Genomic DNA, 21928 nt, shown 5'->3' on the forward strand with positions numbered 1-21928 from the left:
GAATATGTGGAGCTTTGAGCAATGTCTCATCAATCAGATTTAATTAGCCAAGATATCTTGGCGTATTTAAAACAACATGAAAATAAAGACTTATTGCGTTTCCTTACTTGCGGTAACGTAGATGATGGTAAGTCAACTTTAATTGGTCGTTTACTTTACGATTCAAAGTTGATTTATGAAGATCAACTACAAGCAGTGACACGTGACTCGAAAAAAGTAGGTACAACAGGTGATGCACCTGATTTGGCTTTACTTGTAGATGGCTTACAAGCTGAACGTGAACAAGGTATTACGATTGATGTAGCTTACCGTTATTTCTCTACTGAAAAACGTAAGTTCATTATTGCCGATACTCCGGGACATGAACAATATACACGTAACATGGCAACAGGTGCTTCAACAGCAGACTTAGCTATTATCTTAATTGATGCTCGTTACGGTGTTCAAACTCAAACACGTCGTCACTCATTTATTGCAAGCCTTTTAGGTATTCGTAATATTGTTGTTGCTGTAAATAAAATGGATTTGGTTGAATTCTCTGAACCTCGTTTCAATGAAATTCAAGCTGAATACAATGAGTTCGTAAACCAACTTGGTGATCGTAAACCTGCCAACATCATTTTTACGCCAATTTCTGCGTTAAATGGTGACAACGTTGTAAATAAATCTCCAAATACACCTTGGTACAAAGGTGAGACTTTAATGGAGACGTTAGAAAGCGTTGAGATTACTCGCAATTCAAATAAAGATGAATTACGTTTCCCAGTTCAATATGTTAACCGTCCTAACTTAGATTTCCGTGGTTTCTGCGGTACGATTGCGCTTGGTGAAGTGAAAGTTGGTGATGAAATTGTTGCTTTACCATCAGGTAAGAAATCAACAATTAAAGAAATCGTAACTTTTGATGGCAACTTAGAACATGCTGTTGCAGGTCAAGCGGTTACTTTAACCTTAAACGATGAAATTGATATTTCACGTGGTAACGTATTGGTTAAAGCAGGTGAGCAACCGCTAATTTCACGTTCTGCACGTGCATCTGTGGTTTGGATGAATGATCAACCATTAGTGATTGGCAAACTTTATAACGTGAAGTTTGGTACACAAACCATTCCTGCAAAAGTAGCGAAAATTAACTACCGTACCAATGTGAATACATTGGAAAAACTGGAAGTTGAACAGCTTGAGCTTAATGCGATTGCAGATGTATTAATTGAGTTTGATGCTCCTGTTGTATTTGATCGTTATCAAGACAGTCGTTATACGGGTTCATTCATCTTTATTGATCGTTTGAGTAACGTGACTGTTGGTGCAGGTATGGTTGAAGCTGCAGTTGAATGGACTGCACATAATGAACCTGTTACTGCTGAAACACGTGCTGCACGTTTAGGTCAAAAACCTGCTGCGGTAACTGTCACTGCTAAAGCTCTTGAAAATGCGCAAGCACTTGAGAGTCTACTCATTCAACAAGGTGTAGTGGCAATTGCTAAAGCTGGTTTAGATGCGACTCAAGTTGCACTTGTTCGTGAAACTGGTGTGGTTGTTATTACTGACCTTACAGCAGGTACAGATGTGACATTTACCGTTGAAACAGCGGAAGAAGTTGCTGAGAAAATTATTGAGTTAGTTCGTCTGTAATAGATTGAGCTGATTTAAATAAACCCGCTGAAAGGCGGGTTTTTTATTATTAATTTTAGGTATTTCGTTTTAGTTTATTTTTTAGTTTATTTATATATTTTTTAAATGGCCATGTGAATTGTTTTATAAAACTATTAGGAATTTTATAGCCGACAGTGCCGTATATACTAGCAAGATGATTTGGCATATAGAGGGTTTTAAAAATGACATCATAGAGTGGAATGAAAGCAGCATAGTTTTTATCTATGGCAGGTTTTTCAGATGAATGATGCCAGTGATGGAACTCAGGTGTTGCAATTATCCAACGCAGATACGGAAATCTAAATCGAACATTTGAGTGAATGAAAATTGCATGGAATGAAATAAAAATGAGATAAGCAAAAACGGCAGATGTATGAAAGCCTAATAGAAATATTGGTAAGGTTGCAATGAGGCGAGTAATGAGTACTTCAACAATATGTAAACGAGATGATGCTAACCAATCCATTTGTTCTGTTGAGTGATGTATTGCATGAAATCTCCATAAAAAATTAATTTCGTGTAATGCACGATGAATCCAATAAGTTGTGAAATCAACAACAACTAGTAGTTCAATAAATTGAAGCCATATAGGTTGCATTTGAATATATGGCACTACTGGATTATTTGGAATATGCGTAATCCAATATTGAATTGGCATCACCGTTAAAAATGAAAAAAGTTGTATACCAATATGGCTAAACATGAAATATTTCATGTCAGTTACCCATCCTGTACGCAACAGTTTTTGTTCATTGTTTTTGGCGAAAAAACCTTCAAGTGGGATAAATACAAGTGCAAGAATAATGAGGGTAATGACGAAATAATCAAAACCAGCATAAAATGGTAGAGTAGGGAGAGTAGGTGTTTTAATTAGACCACAACCGAGAACAACAGCAATTATGCTAAAGCAAAGCCCATAAAATCCATATTTATTTTGTTTGAGAATTGCACTATAAGCACCAAAACATGCACTAATAAAAATGCCTATAAGGAGAGCATAATAAAAAATATCATAATATTTAGAATAGAAGGGTCTAAGTTCAGGTGTTGTGAGTAAGCTTGGAAATAAAAAACAAAGTGCTGAAAATATGGCTAATAAACCTAATGAAACGGATAAAAATGCACTAATTTTACCTTTGCCTGCATTCAATTCAATATTTTCAAATTTTTTACGAAGTTGATCTGTCATAGTTGATTAATATTTATTTATTTTAAATATATTTAAACATTACTTCATAGATAAATCGAGAACAGAATATTTATAAATTAAAGGAAAAGTGGGTAGCATTATATAAATTTATTATATTATTGATTATTTTGGTTTTTATATTATTTATACATTGAGAAATTTTATTATGAGTGCATAGTTATAAAAAATATCACAAATAAATTAAAAAATACTATTCAAAAGCTAAAATCTTCACTAAGATATATCTTAGTTATGCAAAATTCCGAAATTATTGCAGAAATTGAAGGTACAAATAAGCCTAGAAAGCGCTTGTTTGAAGCAGGAGAAATGAAGCTTTTAGTCCTGTATTTCATTTCGCAAAATCCAAAATATAGCTATGACATTATTAAAGATGTATCTGCACTTGTAGGTGGAAACTATAAACCAAGTACAGGCACAATCTGTCCAACTATTAACTATTTAGAAGAACAGCAATATAGCGAAGTCCATTTTGTTGAAGATGAACGTAAGCAATACCATATTACGCAAAAAGGTATAATGCATCTTCAAGAGCAGCAACAGATTTTAGATAAAGTTTTAAACCGTTTTAATACACGTAACCAAATACAAAACAATGTTGACTATCTTGCAATAAAAACTGCAATGGAAAATTTAAAAGCAGCATTACGTCAAAATATTCAAAATGAACAATTAAGTTCTGAATCTATAACAGAAATTGCCCAAAAGATTGATCAAGCAGCGGTTGAAATTATGCAATTAGCTCAGCAAAAGGTGAATAAATGAATACATTAAAATTTCATCCTAAACATTTGTCATGGTTAATGCCGTTATTTTTATCTGGCATTATGAGTGCATCTATTTCATGTTTTAATTTATTTATTAATCGTGGATTTGTTGATGGCTTTTTTTATATTTGGCTAAAAGCATGGTCATTGTCATGGCTGATTGCTTTTCCACTAATTTTGATTGTTTTACCTGTGGTTAGACGCTTTTTAATGAAGTTTGTGCATACGCAAAATAATTTATAGAACTAATGTATATTCAAAGTAAAAGTGCTTCATGAGAGAAGCACTTAAATTTTTTATTCAGCTTGTTTAGTTCTCATATATTCAATCGCAACATCTAAAGCATAATCTTGTACGGCTTTTCCTGTATTAGAATCATACTTTCCATTATTGGTAATATTGTTTGATAAAACACGAATTCCAAGAAATGGAACATTAAATTGGCTAGCAATTTGAGCAACTGATGCGCCTTCCATTTCTTCAGCAGAAACACCATAATTTTTATGGAAAAAGGCAATTCGGTCTAACTCATTATTCCAAACATCGGCAGAACCTAAAGTTCCTTCTACAACTTTACCTTTTGTATAAAGATGCTTAACACGATGTGCCGCAGCTAATAAATCTTGATCTGCTGCAAATTTACGAATGGCAATAGGTTCAGGGTCAGATTCATCTTCAGGTAAGACATCAAAGGCTTCTGTCCATGCTAAGGAGTTAGAACCTGCACCTTCGGGTAAAACAGGAGTTTTAAATGCATTAATATTGGTGGTGTATTTACCAAGAACCACATCAAAAACTTTTAAGTTTGGATCATGCCCACCCGATGTTCCTTGATTAATAATAGCAATTGGCTTGTATCGTTCAATTGCGAGTGCTGTAGCAGCAGCCGAGTTGGACATGCCCATACGTGTTTTTGAAATAATGACAGGAAAACCCTGATATGTACCTTTCCAAAAAGTCCATCCTCCCAAAGTTTCTATACTTGGATTAGTTAATTTTTTAGCCAATCGATCTGTCTCAATAGGTAAAGCACCTTGAATAACAATAGGCTGTAATTTTTTTATAAGATGTGATGGATCAGATTTTTCTGTTGGTGTGGTACAAGCAGTTAAAAAAACGAGGCCTAAAAGGGCTGTGGAATATATTATTTTTTTAAGATTCATTGAAATACCATATCACAAAATTTTAAGACTTGAATAAATGGTATCTTGAGTGAATATGGCGTGAAATCATTTCATTTTATATATTTGTATATGAATCGTCTCAAGAATTTATATTTAAAATAGAATTTTACGTAATAGATGAGAAATAAATTCGGCATAAGCTATGTTTTTTATATTGAAAATATTATGCTCAAAGATAGATTGAAATAGTGAAATTTAACGTAACAGGGAAATATTCAATGTCGCAAGAAATGCAACAAATCATTATTACTGAACCAGGTGGAATTGAAAAATTAGCTTATGAAGCTGTTTCTATTCCTGTAGCGAAGGCAGATGAAGTTTTAGTTAAGGTTCATGCTTTTGGTATTAATCGTCCAGATATTTTACAACGCCAAGGTTTATACCCAATGCCAAAAGGTGTTACACCTGTACCAGGTTTAGAGGTTGCAGGTGAGGTGGTTGCTGTAGGTAATGATGTTACAGGCTTTAAAATAGGTGATAAAGTTTGTGGCTTAACCAATGGTGGTGGCTATGCTGAGTATTGTGTTGTGCCTGAAAGCCAAACAATACATATTCCAGCAGGTGTAAGTTTTGTGCAAGCAGCAGCAATTCCTGAAACATTTTTTACAGTTTGGGCAAATGTGTTTCAAATGGCACATGCTAAAGTAGGTGAAACAGTTTTAGTTCATGGTGGTGCAAGTGGTATTGGTACAACTGCACTTATGCTATGTAAGTCATTAGGTTTAAAAAGTTTTGCCACTGTTGGTTCTGATGAGAAAGTACAAGCTATTTCACATTTAACACATGCAATTAATTACAAAACTCAAGACTTTGAACAAGTGATTAATGAAGTTACTGAAAATGCTGGTGTAGATGTTGTTTTAGATATGGTGGGTGCACCATATTTAGATAAAAATTTAAGCTTATTACGCCGTGATGGTCGTTTGGTTTACATTGCATTTTTAGGTGGCGCAAAAGCAAAAGAAGTTAAACTTGGTCAAATTATGATGAAACGTTTGACGATTACTGGTTCAACAATGCGAGCACGAAATACCGAAGAAAAAGCTGAAATTTCAAAAGGTTTACAGCAGCATGTTGCTCCTTTATGGGCAAAAGGTGAATGTTTACCTATGATTTATAAAACATTTAAGTTTGACCAAATTCAAGATGCACATGCATGTATGGATACTGGTGAGCATATTGGTAAAGTCGTTGTAGAAGTTATTTAAGATGTTTATTTCCATCTTTCTTATGAGAAGAAAGATGGAAAATTAAAATATAGATTTCATATAAAAAGATAAAATAATGATATTGTGATGGCTAATTTATTTCATCATGAAGTTGTACATATATTTCCATTCTAAATTATGCGAAAATAGTTCTTTGTAATTGTACCTCCGAGCTATAGGCTTTTTATGACTGAACAATCTCCTGCAATGTTAAGCGATATTGAAATTCTAGATATTTTAAACTCTATGAAAAATGATGAGCTTAATCGTGAAGCCAAAGACATTATTCGTAATGGTGGAAAAGCAGGTCGTCAAGAAGCGCATAGAGATGCATTGGTTTCGTTAAATCAAACATTTGAGAATAATTTTGTAGAAGCTGTGACTTTAGCTTTAGGTCTTAATGAAGGTCAGGCGAAAAAAATTCGTTATAAAAAAGACCGTATCCGTATTTTGAAAGCACGCGGTATTGATTATTTAGCAATTGATGGTGCAGAAACAGCACAAGTTCTTTCACAGATTGCACAAGCGATTACACGTGAAGATGCGATTGTGACACGTGATTTACACAATATTTTCCCATTTTGGAAAGAAGGCTGGCCAATGGTTCAGTTTGATAATGCCTACAAAATTTTAGAAGATGATATTAGTATTCACTATCAAGCTGTTTTAGATGAGTTACTAAAAAAGCATAACTAAAATATAGCTAAAAAAAGCACCAATATTTTGGTGCTTTTTTTATGTGAAAATCTTTATAAAGATTTTTATTCATATCTACTCAGAGACAGAATAAAGTGGAAACATGCCAAAAGTAAGTGATGCTATAAGCATAACTATGCACGTAATTATAGCCCATTTAATGGTAAATTTCTGATGCTGACCAAACTCAATCCCTGCAAGCCCACATAATAAATAAGTTGAGGGTACTAGCGGAGAAAGAAGATGAACCGGTTGACCAACAATTGAAGCTCGTGCAATTTCAATTGGTTCAATGCCGTAATGTACCGCTGCTTCGGATAGAACAGGCAATACACCAAAATAAAAAGCATCATTAGACATAAAGAATGTTAGAGGCATACTCATAATTGCAGTAATAGGTGCAAGATAAGGCCCTAAGCTTTCAGGAATAATAGCGACAAGTTCTTTTGACATAGACTCAACCATGCCAGTTCCTGTCAATATTCCTGTAAAAATGCCAGCAGCAAAAATAATACCAACAACATTAAGTACGCTACTTGCATGATTTGCAATTAATTTCTTTTGTAATTCAATATCTTTATAATTCACAACTAATGCAACACACAGCGCAATCATAAAAAGAATAGGCATAGGAAGAAGACTTAGAATAAGACTAACCATTAGCCCCAGTGTTAATAAGCCATTAAACCAACGTAAATGTGCACGATTAGCTTCAGGATTATTTGAAATTTGGATTTGATCACCATGGCTAATATCAAGTTCAATAATGCCTAAACGCTTGCGTTCCATTCGACCATACATAAATCCAAGGAAATATAACCAAAGAATAGCGAAGAGCATTGGCAATATCATTGGAATAAATAAGTCACTTGGATCGACATGTAATGCACTGGCTGCTCGTGCTGTAGGTCCACCCCAAGGTGTTAGGTTCATAATGCCACTCGAAAGAAGCATCAGACATGCCATAATAAGAGGGCTCATACCTAAGCGTTTATAGAGTGGAAGCATAGCAGCAACACAGATCATGTAGGTCGTTGAACCATCTCCATCTAATGAAACAATTAAAGTTAATGTAATTGTGCCTAAAACAACTTTAAGTGGATCACCTTTAACGAGGCGAAGAATCCATTTAACAGAAGGATCAAATAATCCTGTATCAATCATGATTGCAAAGTAGAGAATAGCAAATAGAAGCATGATGCCTGTTGGTGCAAGTTTTTTTACACCATTGAGCATCATTTCACCTAAACTATTTAATTCTATATGTGATAGTCCTTCAATAAAGTAGCCAAGCCCCCATGCAATAAGAGCAAATAGAACTGGAATAATAGTTAGTGCAACAAGTGGTACTAGTCGTTTGGACATAATTAAATACATAAAGCATAAAATCATGCTCAAACCTAAAGTTGTTAACATAAAATCAGTCCTTGATTTAAAAATATAATTGAATTTTTTTATAAAATTTAGAAATGGAATATTAATTAAAAAAATACTAATGTTTTTATGCAAATTGTAATGTTATGTTGGTTTAGTGAATTTATTAATATAATAAAATTCATTTACTTATGGTTATTTTTTGTGGATTTTTCTTGTTTAAAAAATAGGAATTTATATATTCTGGTAAAATATAAACTCCTAATTTGTATATGAATTTAAAAAATAACACTCGTACTCATGAGATAATGAATAATGTTATTCTTCTTCTTTATAAGTGGGTTGTTCTGAAGATAAACGTGTAACAAGTAGCTGATCAATTTTGAAATGATCTACATCTACAACTTCAAATTTATAATCACCAAAGACAACAGTATCAGCAGGGCGTGGAATTTTTCTTAGACGATACATCATAAAACCAGCTAAAGTTTCATAGCTTTCTTCGTCCGGCATTTCATCAATTTCAAGTGCATGTTTCATATCTTCAATTGGTGTACTGCCTTCAATGAGCCAAGAATTATTATCACGTTTAATGATTTGTTGATCTTCTTCTATTGGAGTAACCCAATCACCCATCACCGTAATCATAATGTCAGAAAGCGTAATGACACCAACAACTAATGCATATTCATTAATGACAACAGCAAATTTTTCTTTGCTTGAACGAAAGCGATCAAGTAATTCAGATAATGTAAGTGTATCTGGAATAATTAAAACATTGCGAATAGTTGATTCATTTAATTGTAATAATGATTGATTATTTAAAATACGAACTAAAATGTCTTTGGCATCTACATAACCAATGACATCATCAATATTTTTGCTACAAACTAAAAATTTTGAATATGGATATTCTGCAAGTTTTTGACGAATACTGGCTTCTGATTCATTTAATGTAAAATAAACGACATTTTCACGCGTAGTCATACTTGAAGGAACATTTCGCTCCTCTAATTCAAATACATTTTCAATAAAATGATGTTCTTGCTTTTGTAAAACACCCGCTTGTGCACCTGCATCCATTACTGCTGAAATATCATCAAAAGTAATGTTGTCATCACGTTTTGTATTAACTTTAAATAGTTTAAAAATTAAGTTGGCAATTGCGTTAATAAAAAGTGCAAGTGGACGACAAAATATAATAAATATTTGAATAGGATTAATAACTGCAATTGCAATTTTTTCTGGTGCAATCATTGCCAAACGCTTTGGCATTAAATCTGCGAAAAGAATAAAAAGTGATGTCACCAAAGTAAAGGAAAGTGCGAAACCAATAGACTGAGTCCAAGGGCCATCATAAAAACGATCGACTAAAGTTACAAAATAGGGGCGAAAGGCCGCTTCACCTAAAATCCCGCCTAAAATGGCAATAGCATTCATGCCAATTTGAGATGCTGCAAAAAAGTCAGCAGAATTAACTTGAAGGTCTAATACTTTTTGTGCTCGCTCTTCTCCAGACTCGGCAAGTATTTTGAGTTTGACTTTACGAGCACCAGCGAGAGCAATTTCAGTTAAAGATAAAAAACCGCCGCCAATAATTAATAATATAATAATGACGATATTTTGAAAAAGGCTCACGAATCCACCTGTGGATTTATCATTTTATTAAATACTTTTAAAACAAATAACTTGAGGAAGCAAATGGTTTCCACAAGTTATTGTATTGGAATAAATTATAAAAATTAAGTAAATTTGGAATTAGAAATGTGAAATTTGAGAGTTGTTGAGTAAGAACTCTCGATTTTCTTCTTCAATCATTTGACGTGCAACATATAAAATAAGTTGACGTAACCAACGATGCGCTGGATGATGATGTAATAAAGGGCACCATGCCATTTTTAATTCAAATTCAGGAATATAAAATGGCGGATCTTTAATGAGTAAGTTTTGACTCTGTGCTTGCAAGCGTGCAATTCGGCTTGGCAGTGTTGCGATTAAATCAACATTGGATGCCAATAAAGCAGGCATTTGGTAGTGACGAGTAAAAACAGAAATTTTACGTTTTTGACCAATACGTTCGAGTGCTTGATCAATCCAACCAAGACCTGCTTGTTTTTCAGGATTAACACCAAAACCAACACCCATACCTGTTTTAGAAACCCAAATATGTTGTGCATCTAAATAACTTTTTAAATTTAGGTTTGGAGCAGCAGGGTGTTTACTATTAAGTAAACAAGAAAAACTATCTCGCCATACTAAAACTTGATGAAAACTCTGAGGAATTTCATTAAAACGATTAATTGCTAAATCGACTTTCCCTTGTTCCATATCTCGGTAAGAAACATCACTAGGCGTTAAAAAGTCGAGTACAACATTTGGTGCTTCTGAGCGCAATGCTTTAACTAAGCGTGGCACTAATGTAGCTTCAGCATAATCAGAAGTCATGATGCGGAAAACGCGATTTGAGGTATATGGACGAAACTCAGTACGTGGCTCTAAAATCATAGATAGATCAGCAAGAGCATCGCGAATACGTGGTTGAAGTTCCAAAGCACGTTCTGTTGGCGTCATACCTTCTGATGAGCGAATCAGGAGAGGGTCGTTAAATAGATTTCGTAATCTACGCAGGATATTACTCATAGCAGGTTGAGTGACACCTAATTGTTCTGCTGCACGAGTTACATTTTTTTCACGTAACAGAACATCTAAATATATCAGTAGATTAAGATCGACACGCTCCAGATTCATAAAATAAATACCGAGAATAAAATTAGTGAATTATTTCAATTATGCCATAAGCAGTTTTGCTTGTGTAGAAAATACGATGAAAAAAAATGCCTATTTGTAGCATAAAAGTTAATGATATAATGAACTTATGAGATTTTTTGCATATTAAAGTTGATCATATATATAAATCAAAAATGGAATAAATCTAGATAAGTCTTAATACTTAAAATGAAAATGTAATCATCAATGTAAATGAAAATATGATCATTAAAATAATATAGAGCTTAATTTTATTTTTCCTAAATTTCATAAATGATGGGATGTAAATTTTCTATTTTATGCTTGCTTGTATTTTCGTCAAAAAATGCTTTTTTTATTTATGAAAAGTATGTTTCGACTTTAGTATAGTACTTATAAAATATACAAATTGTACTTAATTTGATCGCTTGTTGGTTTTTTAAAATCGATATAAATCAAATATTTGCAAATTATTATATAAAAAACATTACGACTTTAATCTACGTATTTTTTAAATAAATGATGAAGATTCTTTGGGGATATTGGATTTATTTTTCTACACGCTCTAATCTGTATTCATCAAAACGAAATGATCGAAATCTGAACAATTATTTGAGGGTTATGATTCGAATCATTCGTAGGGAAAATCCTAATATTATTACAGGAAAATATCATGACTACATACCAAACAGCGATTGATGCAATCCGTGAATTAAAAGCAAAATTCGGTAACACTTGGGCAGACATCTCTCCTGAAGATGCTGCGCGTATGCAACTTCAAAACCGTTTTAAAACAGGTTTGGATATCGCAAAATATACAGCTGCGATTATGCGTCGTGATATGGCTGCTTATGATGCTGATTCTAGCAAATATACTCAATCATTAGGTTGCTGGCACGGTTTCATAGCACAACAAAAAATGATTGCAAATAAAAAATATTTCGGTACAACTGAACGTCGATATATTTATCTTTCTGGTTGGATGGTTGCTGCTCTTCGTTCAGAATTCGGTCCACTTCCTGACCAATCTATGCATGAAAAAACTTCAGTTCCTGCATTGATTGAAGAAATCTATACATTCTTACGTCAAGCTGATGCAAAAGAATTAAACGATCTTTTCCGTGCACTTAAAAAAGCACAAGAAGCGGGTGATACTGTTAAAGCAGCTGAAATCACTTCACAAATTGACAATTTCCAAACACATGTTGTGCCAATAATTGCGGATATCGATGCTGGTTTTGGTAATGAAGAAGCAACTTACCTTTTAGCGAAGAAAATGATCGAAGCAGGTGCATGTGCACTTCAAATCGAAAACCAAGTATCTGATGCTAAACAATGTGGTCATCAAGCAGGTAAAGTAACAGTTCCACACGAAGACTTTATTGCGAAAATCCATGCTCTTCGCTATGCATTCTTAGAAATGGGTCTTGATGATGGTATTATTGTTGCACGTACTGACTCTGAAGGTGCAGATTTAACGCAAAAAATTCCAGTGGTTAAAGAGCCAGGTGACATCGCTTCACAATACATTAGCTACTTAGACACTCAAGAGATTGATATTTCAGAAGCGCAAGAAGATGAAATCCTAATCAAGCGTGATGGTAAACTTCACCGTCCTAAGCGTTTAGCTTCTGGCTTGTATCAATTCCGTGAAGGTACTCAAATCGATCGAGTTGTACTTGACTGTGTAACAAGTCTTCAAAACGGTGCTGATCTTCTTTGGATCGAAACTGCGACTCCAAACGTAGCTGAAATCGCTCACATGGTTAACCGCGTACGTGAAGTTGTGCCAAATGCGAAACTTGTTTACAACAACTCACCTTCGTTCAACTGGACTTTAAACTTCCGTCAACAGGCGTACGATCGTTGGGTTGCTGAAGGTAAAGATGTTTCTGCTTATGATCGCGCTAAATTAATGAGCGCTGAGTATGATGCGACTGAATTAGCTGCCGAAGCTGACGAAAAAGTCCGTACATTCCAAGCAGATGCTGCTCGTGAAGCAGGTGTGTTCCATCACTTGATTACACTTCCAACTTACCACACAGCTGCACTTTCTACGCATGAGCTTGCTCAAGGTTACTTCGGTTCTGAAGGTATGTTGGCTTATGTTGCTGGTGTACAACGTAAAGAAATCCGCGGTGGTATCGCTTGTGTGAAACATCAAGCAATGGCGGGATCAGATATCGGTGATGATCACAAAGAAATCTTCGCTGGTGACAATGCACTTAAAGCTGGTGATGATGCGAAAAATACAATGAACCAATTCTCTGCATAAAAACGGTGAGTTGATTAGAAAAAACCCTGCAATTGCAGGGTTTTTTCTGTGAGTAATGTAAATAAGGAAAATTAGTTTTCTTTAGTTAATTTATATTGATCTGCAAGTGGACCAGTAATTGCATCACCAGTTTCAGCGGCACGGAATTCAACATAATTTTCGCCTACAAATAATTTACGATTATCTGCTATAGAATCTAAAGTAATGATAGATGGATTTTTAGGATCAAATGTAAAAGTTCCCTTAATATCTAATTTTGTATCTACATCTTTAGCACCAATATATTCTTGAGTAAGCTCATAAGTCTTATTACTTTTGAGTTCAAGTTCTGTTTTAATGCCATCACAGTTAGCACAAGGAATTGTACCTTTGTAATCACCAGCCCAATCTAATGAAGTTTCAGCAGTATCACCAGTCGGTGCAATTTCAGATGCTACTGTAGCTGTCATTGGTGCAGATGCTTCCGATGCCACTGGTTGATCTTCTGTTTTTGGTTTACTACATGCTGCTAAAGAAATAGCTAAGATGCTTAAAATAAGTGCACTTTTTTTCATAATTTCACCAAAATTTAAAATATTAGAAAAGTCGAATTGCTTTGACTAATTTATCATATAAATATTCGCTGAATATAAATAGAAAATTCATGTAATAAAATCGTGCAACTTTATACACTTTTTAGTAAATATATAGAGCTATAATATGTGAATATATTCAAACAATTATAACATTAAGTTGATTGTGTTGTATTTATTTTTCACCATTATGTAAACCACCTAAATTTTGGCAAGCTTCTTTGTAAATTGTAAATTGCTGTTCTATGACTTCTGATAATGGAATATCAAATATTTCATCTCCATTTTTATAATTTTCTATATACTCTTGTGCTTTTTGTTTTGATCCATACAGTGATCTTTCGTGATAAGACGTAATAGATGTATGCACCATTGCAGAACTTTCAATATTGGCACAACTAAACTGCTCTAATATTTTTTCTGCTTTTTTTATCTCATTGGAGTTTGAAAACATACAGCCACTAAAAAGGGTTGTACTGAGTAAAACTACATAAAATTTCATGAGATGTGGAGTAATTTCTAGAGGTGATGCATCTATTGTATAAATATTTATGCATCACATTTCATCTCATATCAGTTAATTGATTAAAAAATAAGTAAATAGAAAGAATTACTTATTTTAAAAATTAACCTTTAACAAGTCCACCATCGACAATTAGATTTTGTCCCGTAATTGCATGAGAATATGGGGATAAAAAGATCATCATTGCTGAAGAAAATTCTTCAGGTGTTATCACTCTTTTTAAGGGTGTTGAAGATGCAATAAGATCAAAAACAAAATCTGGAGTTGCTTTACTGGCATCTGTTGTTTGTAGCAATCCACCTGAGAGCATATTGACGTTAATTCCATATTGCCCTAAATCCTGAGATGCAGTCCGTGTAAATGCCAATAATGCTGCTTTTGCTGCGGTATAGTCGTGATATGGTACAACAGGATTTTGTACAAGATTGGTTCCAACATTAATAATACGACCAAATTGTGCTTTTTTCATATCTTCTAAACCAGCTTGCGTCGTATTTAGAGCAGCTAAAACTGAACCATTAAATTGTGATGTCATTGTTTGTGTGGTGAGATCTTCAATTTTTGGTCGAGCATCACCATTAAATTCAAAGTGAATTAATGCATTGTTAATAATTGAAGTAATTGCAGAGCCAAAATATTCCTTAGCGGCATTAAACATAACTTTGACTTGATCTTTATTGGTGACATCAGCTTGATAGGTGAAGACCTGCTTAGGATACTGTTTTGCTAGCTTTTTTGCTTGAGTCTCACTGGAAAAGTAATTTACAACAACACGAGCACCTTCAGAAATTAAAGTTTGTGTAATTGCTAAGCCTAATCCACGTGCACCACCAGTCACGAGAACAATTTGATCACGAATTTGCATGTAATAGATCTTAAAACTGAAATAATGAAAACATAGCAAGCTTTCGTAAAATGCCAAAGTAAAATTTATGTAAAAAAGTGGTGCAGTTTTTGCTTTATTCACCAAGAGATAGAAAATGATCAGTGAATGATGAAATTGAACCAAGCCTTTAATGACTATGATCGCATTCATCCTAAATATTGGTTTGCAAAATTAGAAATGGGCTTTATTGGTGAAAAAAATCGCACCATTTTAGCGCACAGGAAACACTTTGGTCCTGTTCGGGTGCAGAAGATGCTTTGGCCTGAAAAGACAGGGGTATGCCACGCAATTATTGTTCATCCACCTGCGGGGATCGCAGGAGGTGATCATCTTACATTTATTATGTGTGCAGAGCAGCAGGCACATGCTTTAGTGACAACACCTGGGGCAGGGAAGTGGTACAAAACAAATCAAAAGCAAGCCTTTCAACATATTGATATTACAGTGAAAGATACTTCAGTGTTTGAATGGCTTCCACAAGAAACAATGCTCTTTAATGGTGCGAATGCAAATTCAGAAATGACTATATCACTAGACCAGCAAGCAAGTTTTATTGGTTGGGATATGTTTGTGATTGGTCGGCAAGCCCGAGAAGAGTATTTTTCTGAAGGAAAGTATCAGAATAAGTTTCAGTTATTTCAGAATAATAAATTGTTAGTGACTGATTTTTTAAGGTTTGAAGGAAATGATCGCTGGTTAACATCTTGTTTGGGAATGAATGGCTGTGCTGTCATGGCAAGTTTTTGGGCAGTACCACCTGAAAAATTTAGATCTAAATTTTTTTTAGATCAACATGTTGATCAAATTCGTGAACTCATTATGCGAATGAATATTAATGTGACATTGACCTTGCTAGATACAGTCGTTTCAGCACGTTATTTAGGTAATGATGTCAGAGAATGTCATGATGCATTTGCCGCAATTCGAGCGAAATTACGTCATTATTGGTTTAATTTAGAAGAAGAATTTCCAAGAATTTGGAGGACATAATGATGCTTCCTATCTAGGTCTTCTCTCTAAAATAGGAGAGGGAAATACCTGTTGATTAGAGAAGATTTTCTGGGGATCTCTACAGTCCTTTATTTCTTTAGTTTTGTTTTAAAGTATTGCTTTAAAACTCACTTAGAGATGATTTGAGTAAATATTTTGCATTTAAAAGATTGAATAACTTTAGGAAAGGAATATGGAACTTAATCCAACTGAAAAAGATAAATTACTTATTTTTACAGCAGGTTTAGTGGCTGAGCGTCGCAAAGCACGGGGTCTTAAGCTGAACTATCCTGAAGCAATTGCATTTATTTCGGCTGCACTACTAGAAGGTGCTCGTGATGGGATGACGGTGAGTGAACTGATGCATTATGGAACGACATTATTAAAACGAGAAGATGTGATGGATGGTATACCTGAAATGATTGCTGAAGTTCAAGTGGAAGCGACTTTTCCTGATGGTTCAAAACTTGTCACTGTTCATCAACCGATTGTGTAGGAGTAGCATATGATTCCTGGAGAGGTACTTACCCCGAATTTAGATATTGAAATGAATGTTGGTCGTAAAACTTTAAAAATGATGGTAAGTAATCTTGGTGATCGACCGATTCAAGTGGGATCTCATTTTCATTTTTATGAGGCAAATGATGCTTTGCAATTTGATCGGGAGGCAGCAAAAGGATTCCGTTTAAATATTGCCGCAGGGACAGCTGTTCGTTTTGAACCTGGTCAAAGTCGTAATATTGAATTGGTTGAATTGGTTGGGAAACGTGAAGTATATGGGTTTGCTGGTCGCATAATGGGTAAGTTGGACTAAGGAAGAAATAAAATGAAAATGTCACGCCGTGCATATGCAGAAATGTTTGGTCCAACAGTTGGTGACCGAGTTAGATTAGCAGATACAGAACTTTTTATTGAGGTTGAACAGGATTTAACAACGTATGGTGAAGAAGTTAAATTTGGTGGTGGTAAGGTCATTCGTGATGGAATGGGACAGTCACAATTACTTGCAGATGAAGTAGCAGATACAGTAATTACCAATGCGTTAATTGTTGATTGGTGGGGAATTATTAAAGCCGATGTTGGGGTGAAAAATGGGAGAATTTGGAAAATTGGTAAAGCTGGAAATCCTGATATTCAACCCAATATCACAATTCCATTGGGTGCTGCAACTGAAGTAATTGCTGGAGAAGGGCAAATTTTAACGGCAGGTGGTGTTGATACACATATTCACTGGATTTGTCCACAGCAGGTTGACACTGCACTTATGTCTGGTATTACAACTATGATTGGCGGGGGTACAGGACCTGCAGCAGGAACATCAGCAACTACAGTTACCCCAGGTCCATGGCATATTTCAACGATGTTGCAGGCAATTGATGATTTACCTATGAATATTGGTTTATTGGGTAAAGGAAATTTGAGCCAACCTGAACCAATTGCGGAACAAATTAAAGCTGGTGTAGTAGGATTAAAGTTACATGAAGATTGGGGATCTACGCCTGCTGCAATTGATAATTGCTTAAGTGTTGCAGATCAGTTCGATGTACAAGTTGCAATTCATACAGATACTTTAAATGAAAGTGGATTTTTAGAAGAAACATTAGCAGCTTTTAAAAATAGAACAATTCATACGTATCATACTGAAGGTGCAGGTGGTGGGCATGCACCAGATATTTTAAAAGCAATTGGTCAGCCAAATGTATTGCCATCTTCAACAAATCCAACAAGACCATATACGATTAATACGATTGATGAACACTTGGATATGTTGATGGTTTGTCATCATTTAGATCCTGCAATTTCAGAAGATGTTGCATTTGCAGAAAGTCGTATACGACGTGAAACCATTGCGGCAGAAGATATTTTGCAGGATTTGGGTGCAATTGCCATGATGTCCTCGGATTCCCAAGCAATGGGACGTGTGGGTGAAGTTGTAATTCGAACATGGCAAACTGCACATAAAATGAAAGTACAGCGAGGATATTTAGAAGGTGATAATGCCACACATGATAATAATCGAGTAAAGCGTTATATTGCAAAATATACGATTAATCCTGCTATTACGCATGGTCTAAGTCATGAAATTGGCTCAGTCGAAGAAGGGAAATTAGCTGATTTAGTATTGTGGAAACCAGCTTTTTTTGGCGTGAAACCTTCTATGATTATTAAAGGTGGAATGATTGCAGCAGCACCGATGGGTGATATTAATGCATCAATTCCAACTCCTCAACCTGTGCATTATCGTCCGATGTTTGGAGCAAATGCACGTGGTGTACATAACACCTGTATTACATTTTTATCTCAAATCGCAATTGATGAAGGTGTACATCAAAAGCTTGAACTTAAAAAGCTGATCAGTCCGTGTAAAAGCACACGGAATATTCAGAAGAAAGATATGAAGTTGAATACTTACTGTCCTGTGATGGAAGTTGATCCTGAAATTTATGAAGTACGGGCAGATGGAAAATTACTGACTTGTGAGCCAGCGGAAGTTCTACCAATGGCGCAACGTTACTTTTTATTTTAAATGATCGATGATTAAAAAAACCTTCTTTCATAGAAGGTTTTTTAATTTGTAAAGTAAATTTAATATCATTATAGATATTTGATGATGCAAAACTATGGATTATGTTTAATCGATAAGAAAGATAGATTTCTATCTATTATGGGGCATTAAATTTTTAAAGCTAAGCTGATGTGATTATATTATTTGGCTTGCGTTATCAAATATAGGTATATTTATTTCAATGTTGATATTGAAAGTCGTCTAATTTAGAAGTGATTTTCTGTCTGATTAAATATCATTTGGTAATAAAAGAATAAAACTTGCTTAGGTATTGCCTAGCTAGGCTATTAGTATAACATTATTTATCATAAAAAATTAAGCCAATGATTAAATATATTAAACATTGGCTTAAGAGTTTATGCAATTTTAAACTTTAACTAATTAAAGCATTTTCAAAATATTCTTGCTTTAAATTTTCTCTAAAAGTTGGTTGGTAGTCTTCATCTACATGGAGTTTTTTAAATTGATTGTATTTGTCATAATAAACATCAAATACAATTTCTTCATCATCAATAACTGCACCAAATTCAAACATAATGCCTTCTGATAACTCAACAACACCATTTATTTTAAGATTATATTCAGACATCAGATTAGAAATTGATGGTGAGATTAAATTAATTTTTTGACTGCGAGTGTGAAAAACCATTTCCTGATTCTCCCTAAGTGCTAGTATTTAATACCATTAACACTACATTAATATTATGAAAGTTTTTTGACAATCATTTTATCTTTAAAAATAATTATTGATTTGTATAGTTTATATGAAAAAGTCTTGTTATTTGTGAGATATGCCCCAATTTAGATCGATAAGGTGTTATATATTGGATCATAATAAATACAATATATGTTTTATAAATATGTTAATCTCTTTATTAAATGATAAAAAATAATATTGACTATTAACTTTTGGGTATCTGATTACATTTTATTTTTAATTAGTCATTTGCTTTTTCAAGTTTTAAAATCAAGCGACTAATATTGTATTAGCAGATAAATATATGGTAATCAGTTGGATTTTTTTTACTCTCATGGCTGCATTTATGCAGGCATGGCGTAATGCATTTCAAAAACAATTAAGTACAACAGTAGATATTTGGGGAGTAACACTTGCTCGTTTTATTTTTGGCTTACCTTTAGCAATTATTTATCTTCAATGTTTATATATTTACTTGCCTATCGGAAATGATGTTCATTTTAGCACCTCATATTGGATTTATATTATTATTGCAGCAATAGCTCAGATATTAGCAACAGCATTAATGGTGCAATTATTTAAACAAAAAAATTATGCAATTGGTGTGGGGCTTGCAAAAAGTGAAGCTATTTTAGCAGCAATTATTGGTGTTGTTTTTTTATCAGATCAATTGTCTTTATTTGCATGGTTTGGGGTTCTATTGGGAGGTATTGCAGTATTTTTACTTAGCCGAGGATATCAATTTTCGGGATTTTCTCCAAAGACTTTAATTATCGGTGTTGGAAGTGGGCTATGTTTTGCGATTACTTCAATTTTAGTACGTGAAGCGAGTTTAGAACTATCTATGTTACCTACAATTCATCGAGCTTCATGGGTGTTGTTGTCAGTTATTAGTGTGCAATGTTTATTTATGATGTTTTATTTAGGATTATTTAGTCGTCAAACACTTGTTGCGCTTTGGAATAGATTAGGGCTCACGTTCAAGGTGAGTTTATGTAGCTTTATGGCATCATTAGGATGGTTTACTGCTATGAGTATGATTAGTGTGCCGATTGTGAAAACATTAGGACAAATTGAAATTATTTTTAGCTTATTAATTTCAGCGTATTTCTTTAAAGAAAAATTAGTAAAATCAGAATATTGGGGATTGGGCTTAGTAGTTTTAGCTGCAATATTAGTTATTTGGGCATAAATATAAAGTGATAGATTTACTTTAAATCTTATTAGAAAGCAATATGCACCAATAAAACTCATTTATTGGCATGAAAAATGCTTACTTTTGATGCGTTAATTTATAGATGTTTTTAACTTCTACGAAGCGAGAAAAGAAACATCTTCGTGACAAAAGGAAAAGCATGAAAATCTACACTCAAAGAATAGAAAACATTTCAGAGGGAAGTAATTTTGAAACTGTTGAACTGAGTTTCGACACCCGTCAAAAGAGCCGATTTCGTGCAACATTAAGTAATGGAGCAGATATTGGTGCAGATTTACCACGCACTGGTATTTTGCGCAGTGGTTCATTTATTGCAACAGAACAAGGTGATTTACTTCGAGTTGATGCAAAGCCTGAAAGTTTAATGCAGGTCACTGCTCAAACAGAATTTGATTTACTCAAAGCTGCATATCATTTAGGCAATCGTCATGTGCCACTTATGTTGACACCAACTGTATTATATTTTGAACCTGATCATGTTTTAGCGGAAATGGTTATTGGGCTGGGTCTTGCAGTCAATGAAATTGAGCATCCATTTGAGCCAGAAAGTGGTGCATATGCGCAACATAGCCATGATCATCGCTTAAGCCCAATTAAAGCGATTCATTCCCATGCGCATCACTAATGCTGCACATCTGCTTAAGTTATTAATGCTATCTTCAACAGCGTTGCCAGTAGGTGCATACTGTTATTCGCAAGGCGTAGAAAGTGCAATTGATCAAGGCATAATTCATGATGAAGATACAAGTATTGCATATTTCGAAGAAGTATTAGAAATGCTTTTAGTACGTTTTGAATTGCCTATTTTAAAACGTCTTATGCATTATTATGATCAAGATGAAATGTTTGATTATTGGGCTAATATTTATCGTGCTAGTCGTGAAAGTCGGGAGTTGTTGGCAGAATCACAACAACTTGCTTTTTCACTGAATGCATGGATAAAAGATGTTTTGAAACTTCCTGTTCCGATCAAAAAACAATTTGGTTTTGTACCTGTTTATGCACAACTTTGCGGAAGATTAGTGTTAAATGAAGCTGATGTTTTAACTGCATATACGTTTACAGTACTCGAAAATCAAGTTTTAGGTGCTGTAAAAACAGTTCCGTTGGGGCAAATGAGCGGACAACGTATTTTATGGCATTTATATGAACTTGTACCTGCAGCGGTTGAAAAAGCGCTAATGCTTGAAGATCTTCAGATGAGTAGTGCATTACCACGTTATGCCATGTTGAGTATGGCACATGAAACACAATATTCGAGATTATTTAGATCTTAATAATGCCTTCCAGTCCTGCTTTTTTAATGAGGATTGTATGGGGGCTTAAAAAATTGAAATTATGGGGGCTTAGTTTCTCCCCAATTCTC

General features: G+C 34.3%; 22 protein-coding genes. 13 read left to right on the forward strand and 9 right to left on the reverse strand.

Features of this window, described 5'->3' with window-relative positions; translation table 11 throughout:
• The first annotated feature begins 21 nt into the window (after window positions 1-21).
• Window positions 22-1635 (forward strand): sulfate adenylyltransferase subunit CysN, encoded by a 1614-nt coding sequence (gene cysN / locus AOY20_RS08180; RefSeq protein WP_054581396.1) that lies wholly within the window; start codon window positions 22-24, stop codon window positions 1633-1635.
• A 55-nt stretch (window positions 1636-1690) separates the two neighbouring features.
• Here cysN and AOY20_RS08185 read toward each other — a convergent pair whose 3' ends face one another.
• Window positions 1691-2845 carry a sterol desaturase family protein gene (locus AOY20_RS08185; protein ID WP_054581397.1) on the reverse strand — a complete coding sequence of 385 codons (1155 nt, stop codon included), beginning with the start codon at window positions 2843-2845 and terminating at the stop codon, window positions 1691-1693.
• Between the two features lie 252 nt (window positions 2846-3097).
• Between AOY20_RS08185 and AOY20_RS08190 the strand changes: the two genes are divergently transcribed.
• Both AOY20_RS08190 and AOY20_RS08195 read left to right on the forward strand, forming a co-directional pair.
• The gene (locus AOY20_RS08190) at window positions 3098-3628 is read left to right on the forward strand and encodes a PadR family transcriptional regulator (RefSeq protein ID WP_054581398.1); all 531 of its coding nucleotides are present in this window, start codon (window positions 3098-3100) and stop codon (window positions 3626-3628) included.
• A complete protein-coding gene (locus AOY20_RS08195; protein WP_054581399.1) occupies window positions 3625-3873 on the forward strand; it encodes a DUF2798 domain-containing protein in 249 nt (82 codons plus the stop codon). Before AOY20_RS08190 ends, AOY20_RS08195 begins: the two co-directional genes overlap by 4 nt.
• A 53-nt stretch (window positions 3874-3926) precedes the next feature.
• Here the strand turns inward: AOY20_RS08195 and AOY20_RS08200 are convergent, their stop codons facing one another.
• Window positions 3927-4793 (reverse strand): 5'-methylthioadenosine/S-adenosylhomocysteine nucleosidase, encoded by an 867-nt coding sequence (locus AOY20_RS08200; RefSeq protein ID WP_054581400.1) that lies wholly within the window; start codon window positions 4791-4793, stop codon window positions 3927-3929.
• A gap of 239 nt (window positions 4794-5032) precedes the next feature.
• Here AOY20_RS08200 and AOY20_RS08205 point away from each other — a divergent pair, with 239 nt between their 5' ends.
• Together AOY20_RS08205 and AOY20_RS08210 are read left to right on the forward strand one after the other, a co-directional pair.
• Window positions 5033-6022, forward strand: a complete 990-nt coding sequence (locus AOY20_RS08205; protein WP_054581401.1) for an NAD(P)H-quinone oxidoreductase — start codon at window positions 5033-5035, stop codon at window positions 6020-6022.
• Between the two features lie 186 nt (window positions 6023-6208).
• A complete protein-coding gene (locus AOY20_RS08210; RefSeq protein WP_054581402.1) occupies window positions 6209-6718 on the forward strand; it encodes a hypothetical protein in 510 nt (169 codons plus the stop codon).
• Between the two features lie 75 nt (window positions 6719-6793).
• Here the strand turns inward: AOY20_RS08210 and AOY20_RS08215 are convergent, their stop codons facing one another.
• The 3 genes from AOY20_RS08215 to AOY20_RS08225 all read right to left on the reverse strand — a co-directional run bounded on the left by AOY20_RS08215 (window position 6794) and on the right by AOY20_RS08225 (window position 10840).
• The gene (locus AOY20_RS08215; RefSeq protein ID WP_054581403.1) at window positions 6794-8134 is read right to left on the reverse strand and encodes a CitMHS family transporter; all 1341 of its coding nucleotides are present in this window, start codon (window positions 8132-8134) and stop codon (window positions 6794-6796) included.
• 276 nt (window positions 8135-8410) lie between these two features.
• Window positions 8411-9730: a polyamine export protein PaeA gene (gene paeA, locus AOY20_RS08220; protein ID WP_054581404.1), complete on the reverse strand. Its 1320-nt coding sequence runs from the start codon at window positions 9728-9730 to the stop codon at window positions 8411-8413.
• Between the two features lie 120 nt (window positions 9731-9850).
• The gene (locus tag AOY20_RS08225) at window positions 9851-10840 is read right to left on the reverse strand and encodes a LysR family transcriptional regulator (protein WP_054581405.1); all 990 of its coding nucleotides are present in this window, start codon (window positions 10838-10840) and stop codon (window positions 9851-9853) included.
• 670 nt (window positions 10841-11510) lie between these two features.
• Between AOY20_RS08225 and AOY20_RS08230 the strand changes: the two genes are divergently transcribed.
• Window positions 11511-13112 carry an isocitrate lyase gene (locus AOY20_RS08230; protein ID WP_054581406.1) on the forward strand — a complete coding sequence of 534 codons (1602 nt, stop codon included), beginning with the start codon at window positions 11511-11513 and terminating at the stop codon, window positions 13110-13112.
• Between the two features lie 71 nt (window positions 13113-13183).
• On the opposite strand, the gene AOY20_RS08235 is transcribed toward AOY20_RS08230, so the two are convergent.
• From AOY20_RS08235 to AOY20_RS08245, 3 genes are all read right to left on the reverse strand, one after another.
• Entirely contained in the window at window positions 13184-13666 is a 483-nt protein-coding gene (locus AOY20_RS08235; RefSeq protein ID WP_054581407.1) for a copper resistance protein NlpE, read from the reverse strand.
• Between the two features lie 193 nt (window positions 13667-13859).
• Window positions 13860-14186, reverse strand: coding sequence for a hypothetical protein (locus tag AOY20_RS08240; RefSeq protein WP_054581408.1), 327 nt, complete (start codon window positions 14184-14186; stop codon window positions 13860-13862).
• A gap of 124 nt (window positions 14187-14310) precedes the next feature.
• Entirely contained in the window at window positions 14311-15072 is a 762-nt protein-coding gene (locus AOY20_RS08245) for a 3-oxoacyl-ACP reductase (RefSeq protein WP_054581409.1), read from the reverse strand.
• A gap of 129 nt (window positions 15073-15201) precedes the next feature.
• Here AOY20_RS08245 and AOY20_RS08250 point away from each other — a divergent pair, with 129 nt between their 5' ends.
• From AOY20_RS08250 to ureC, 4 genes are all read left to right on the forward strand, one after another.
• Complete coding sequence (locus AOY20_RS08250) at window positions 15202-16083, forward strand: urease accessory protein UreD (RefSeq protein WP_054582566.1); 882 nt, start codon at window positions 15202-15204, stop codon at window positions 16081-16083.
• A gap of 193 nt (window positions 16084-16276) precedes the next feature.
• Window positions 16277-16579 (forward strand): urease subunit gamma, encoded by a 303-nt coding sequence (ureA, locus tag AOY20_RS08255; RefSeq protein WP_054581410.1) that lies wholly within the window; start codon window positions 16277-16279, stop codon window positions 16577-16579.
• A 9-nt stretch (window positions 16580-16588) separates the two neighbouring features.
• Entirely contained in the window at window positions 16589-16897 is a 309-nt protein-coding gene (locus AOY20_RS08260) for an urease subunit beta (protein ID WP_054581411.1), read from the forward strand.
• A 12-nt stretch (window positions 16898-16909) separates the two neighbouring features.
• Window positions 16910-18610 carry an urease subunit alpha gene (gene ureC, locus AOY20_RS08265; RefSeq protein WP_054581412.1) on the forward strand — a complete coding sequence of 567 codons (1701 nt, stop codon included), beginning with the start codon at window positions 16910-16912 and terminating at the stop codon, window positions 18608-18610.
• Between the two features lie 412 nt (window positions 18611-19022).
• Here the strand turns inward: ureC and AOY20_RS08270 are convergent, their stop codons facing one another.
• Window positions 19023-19298, reverse strand: coding sequence for a hypothetical protein (locus AOY20_RS08270; RefSeq protein ID WP_054581413.1), 276 nt, complete (start codon window positions 19296-19298; stop codon window positions 19023-19025).
• Between the two features lie 352 nt (window positions 19299-19650).
• Between AOY20_RS08270 and AOY20_RS08275 the strand changes: the two genes are divergently transcribed.
• From AOY20_RS08275 to AOY20_RS08285, 3 genes are all read left to right on the forward strand, one after another.
• Window positions 19651-20538 carry a DMT family transporter gene (locus AOY20_RS08275; protein WP_054581414.1) on the forward strand — a complete coding sequence of 296 codons (888 nt, stop codon included), beginning with the start codon at window positions 19651-19653 and terminating at the stop codon, window positions 20536-20538.
• A 163-nt stretch (window positions 20539-20701) separates the two neighbouring features.
• Window positions 20702-21187 carry an urease accessory protein UreE gene (gene ureE, locus AOY20_RS08280; protein ID WP_054581415.1) on the forward strand — a complete coding sequence of 162 codons (486 nt, stop codon included), beginning with the start codon at window positions 20702-20704 and terminating at the stop codon, window positions 21185-21187.
• A complete protein-coding gene (locus AOY20_RS08285) occupies window positions 21174-21839 on the forward strand; it encodes an urease accessory protein UreF (protein ID WP_054581416.1) in 666 nt (221 codons plus the stop codon). The genes ureE and AOY20_RS08285 overlap by 14 nt, the downstream gene beginning before the upstream one ends.
• The last annotated feature ends 89 nt before the right edge of the window (window positions 21840-21928 follow it).

Origin of the sequence: Acinetobacter equi, assembly GCF_001307195.1 — a bacterium.
Lineage (GTDB): Bacteria > Pseudomonadota > Gammaproteobacteria > Pseudomonadales > Moraxellaceae > Acinetobacter > Acinetobacter equi.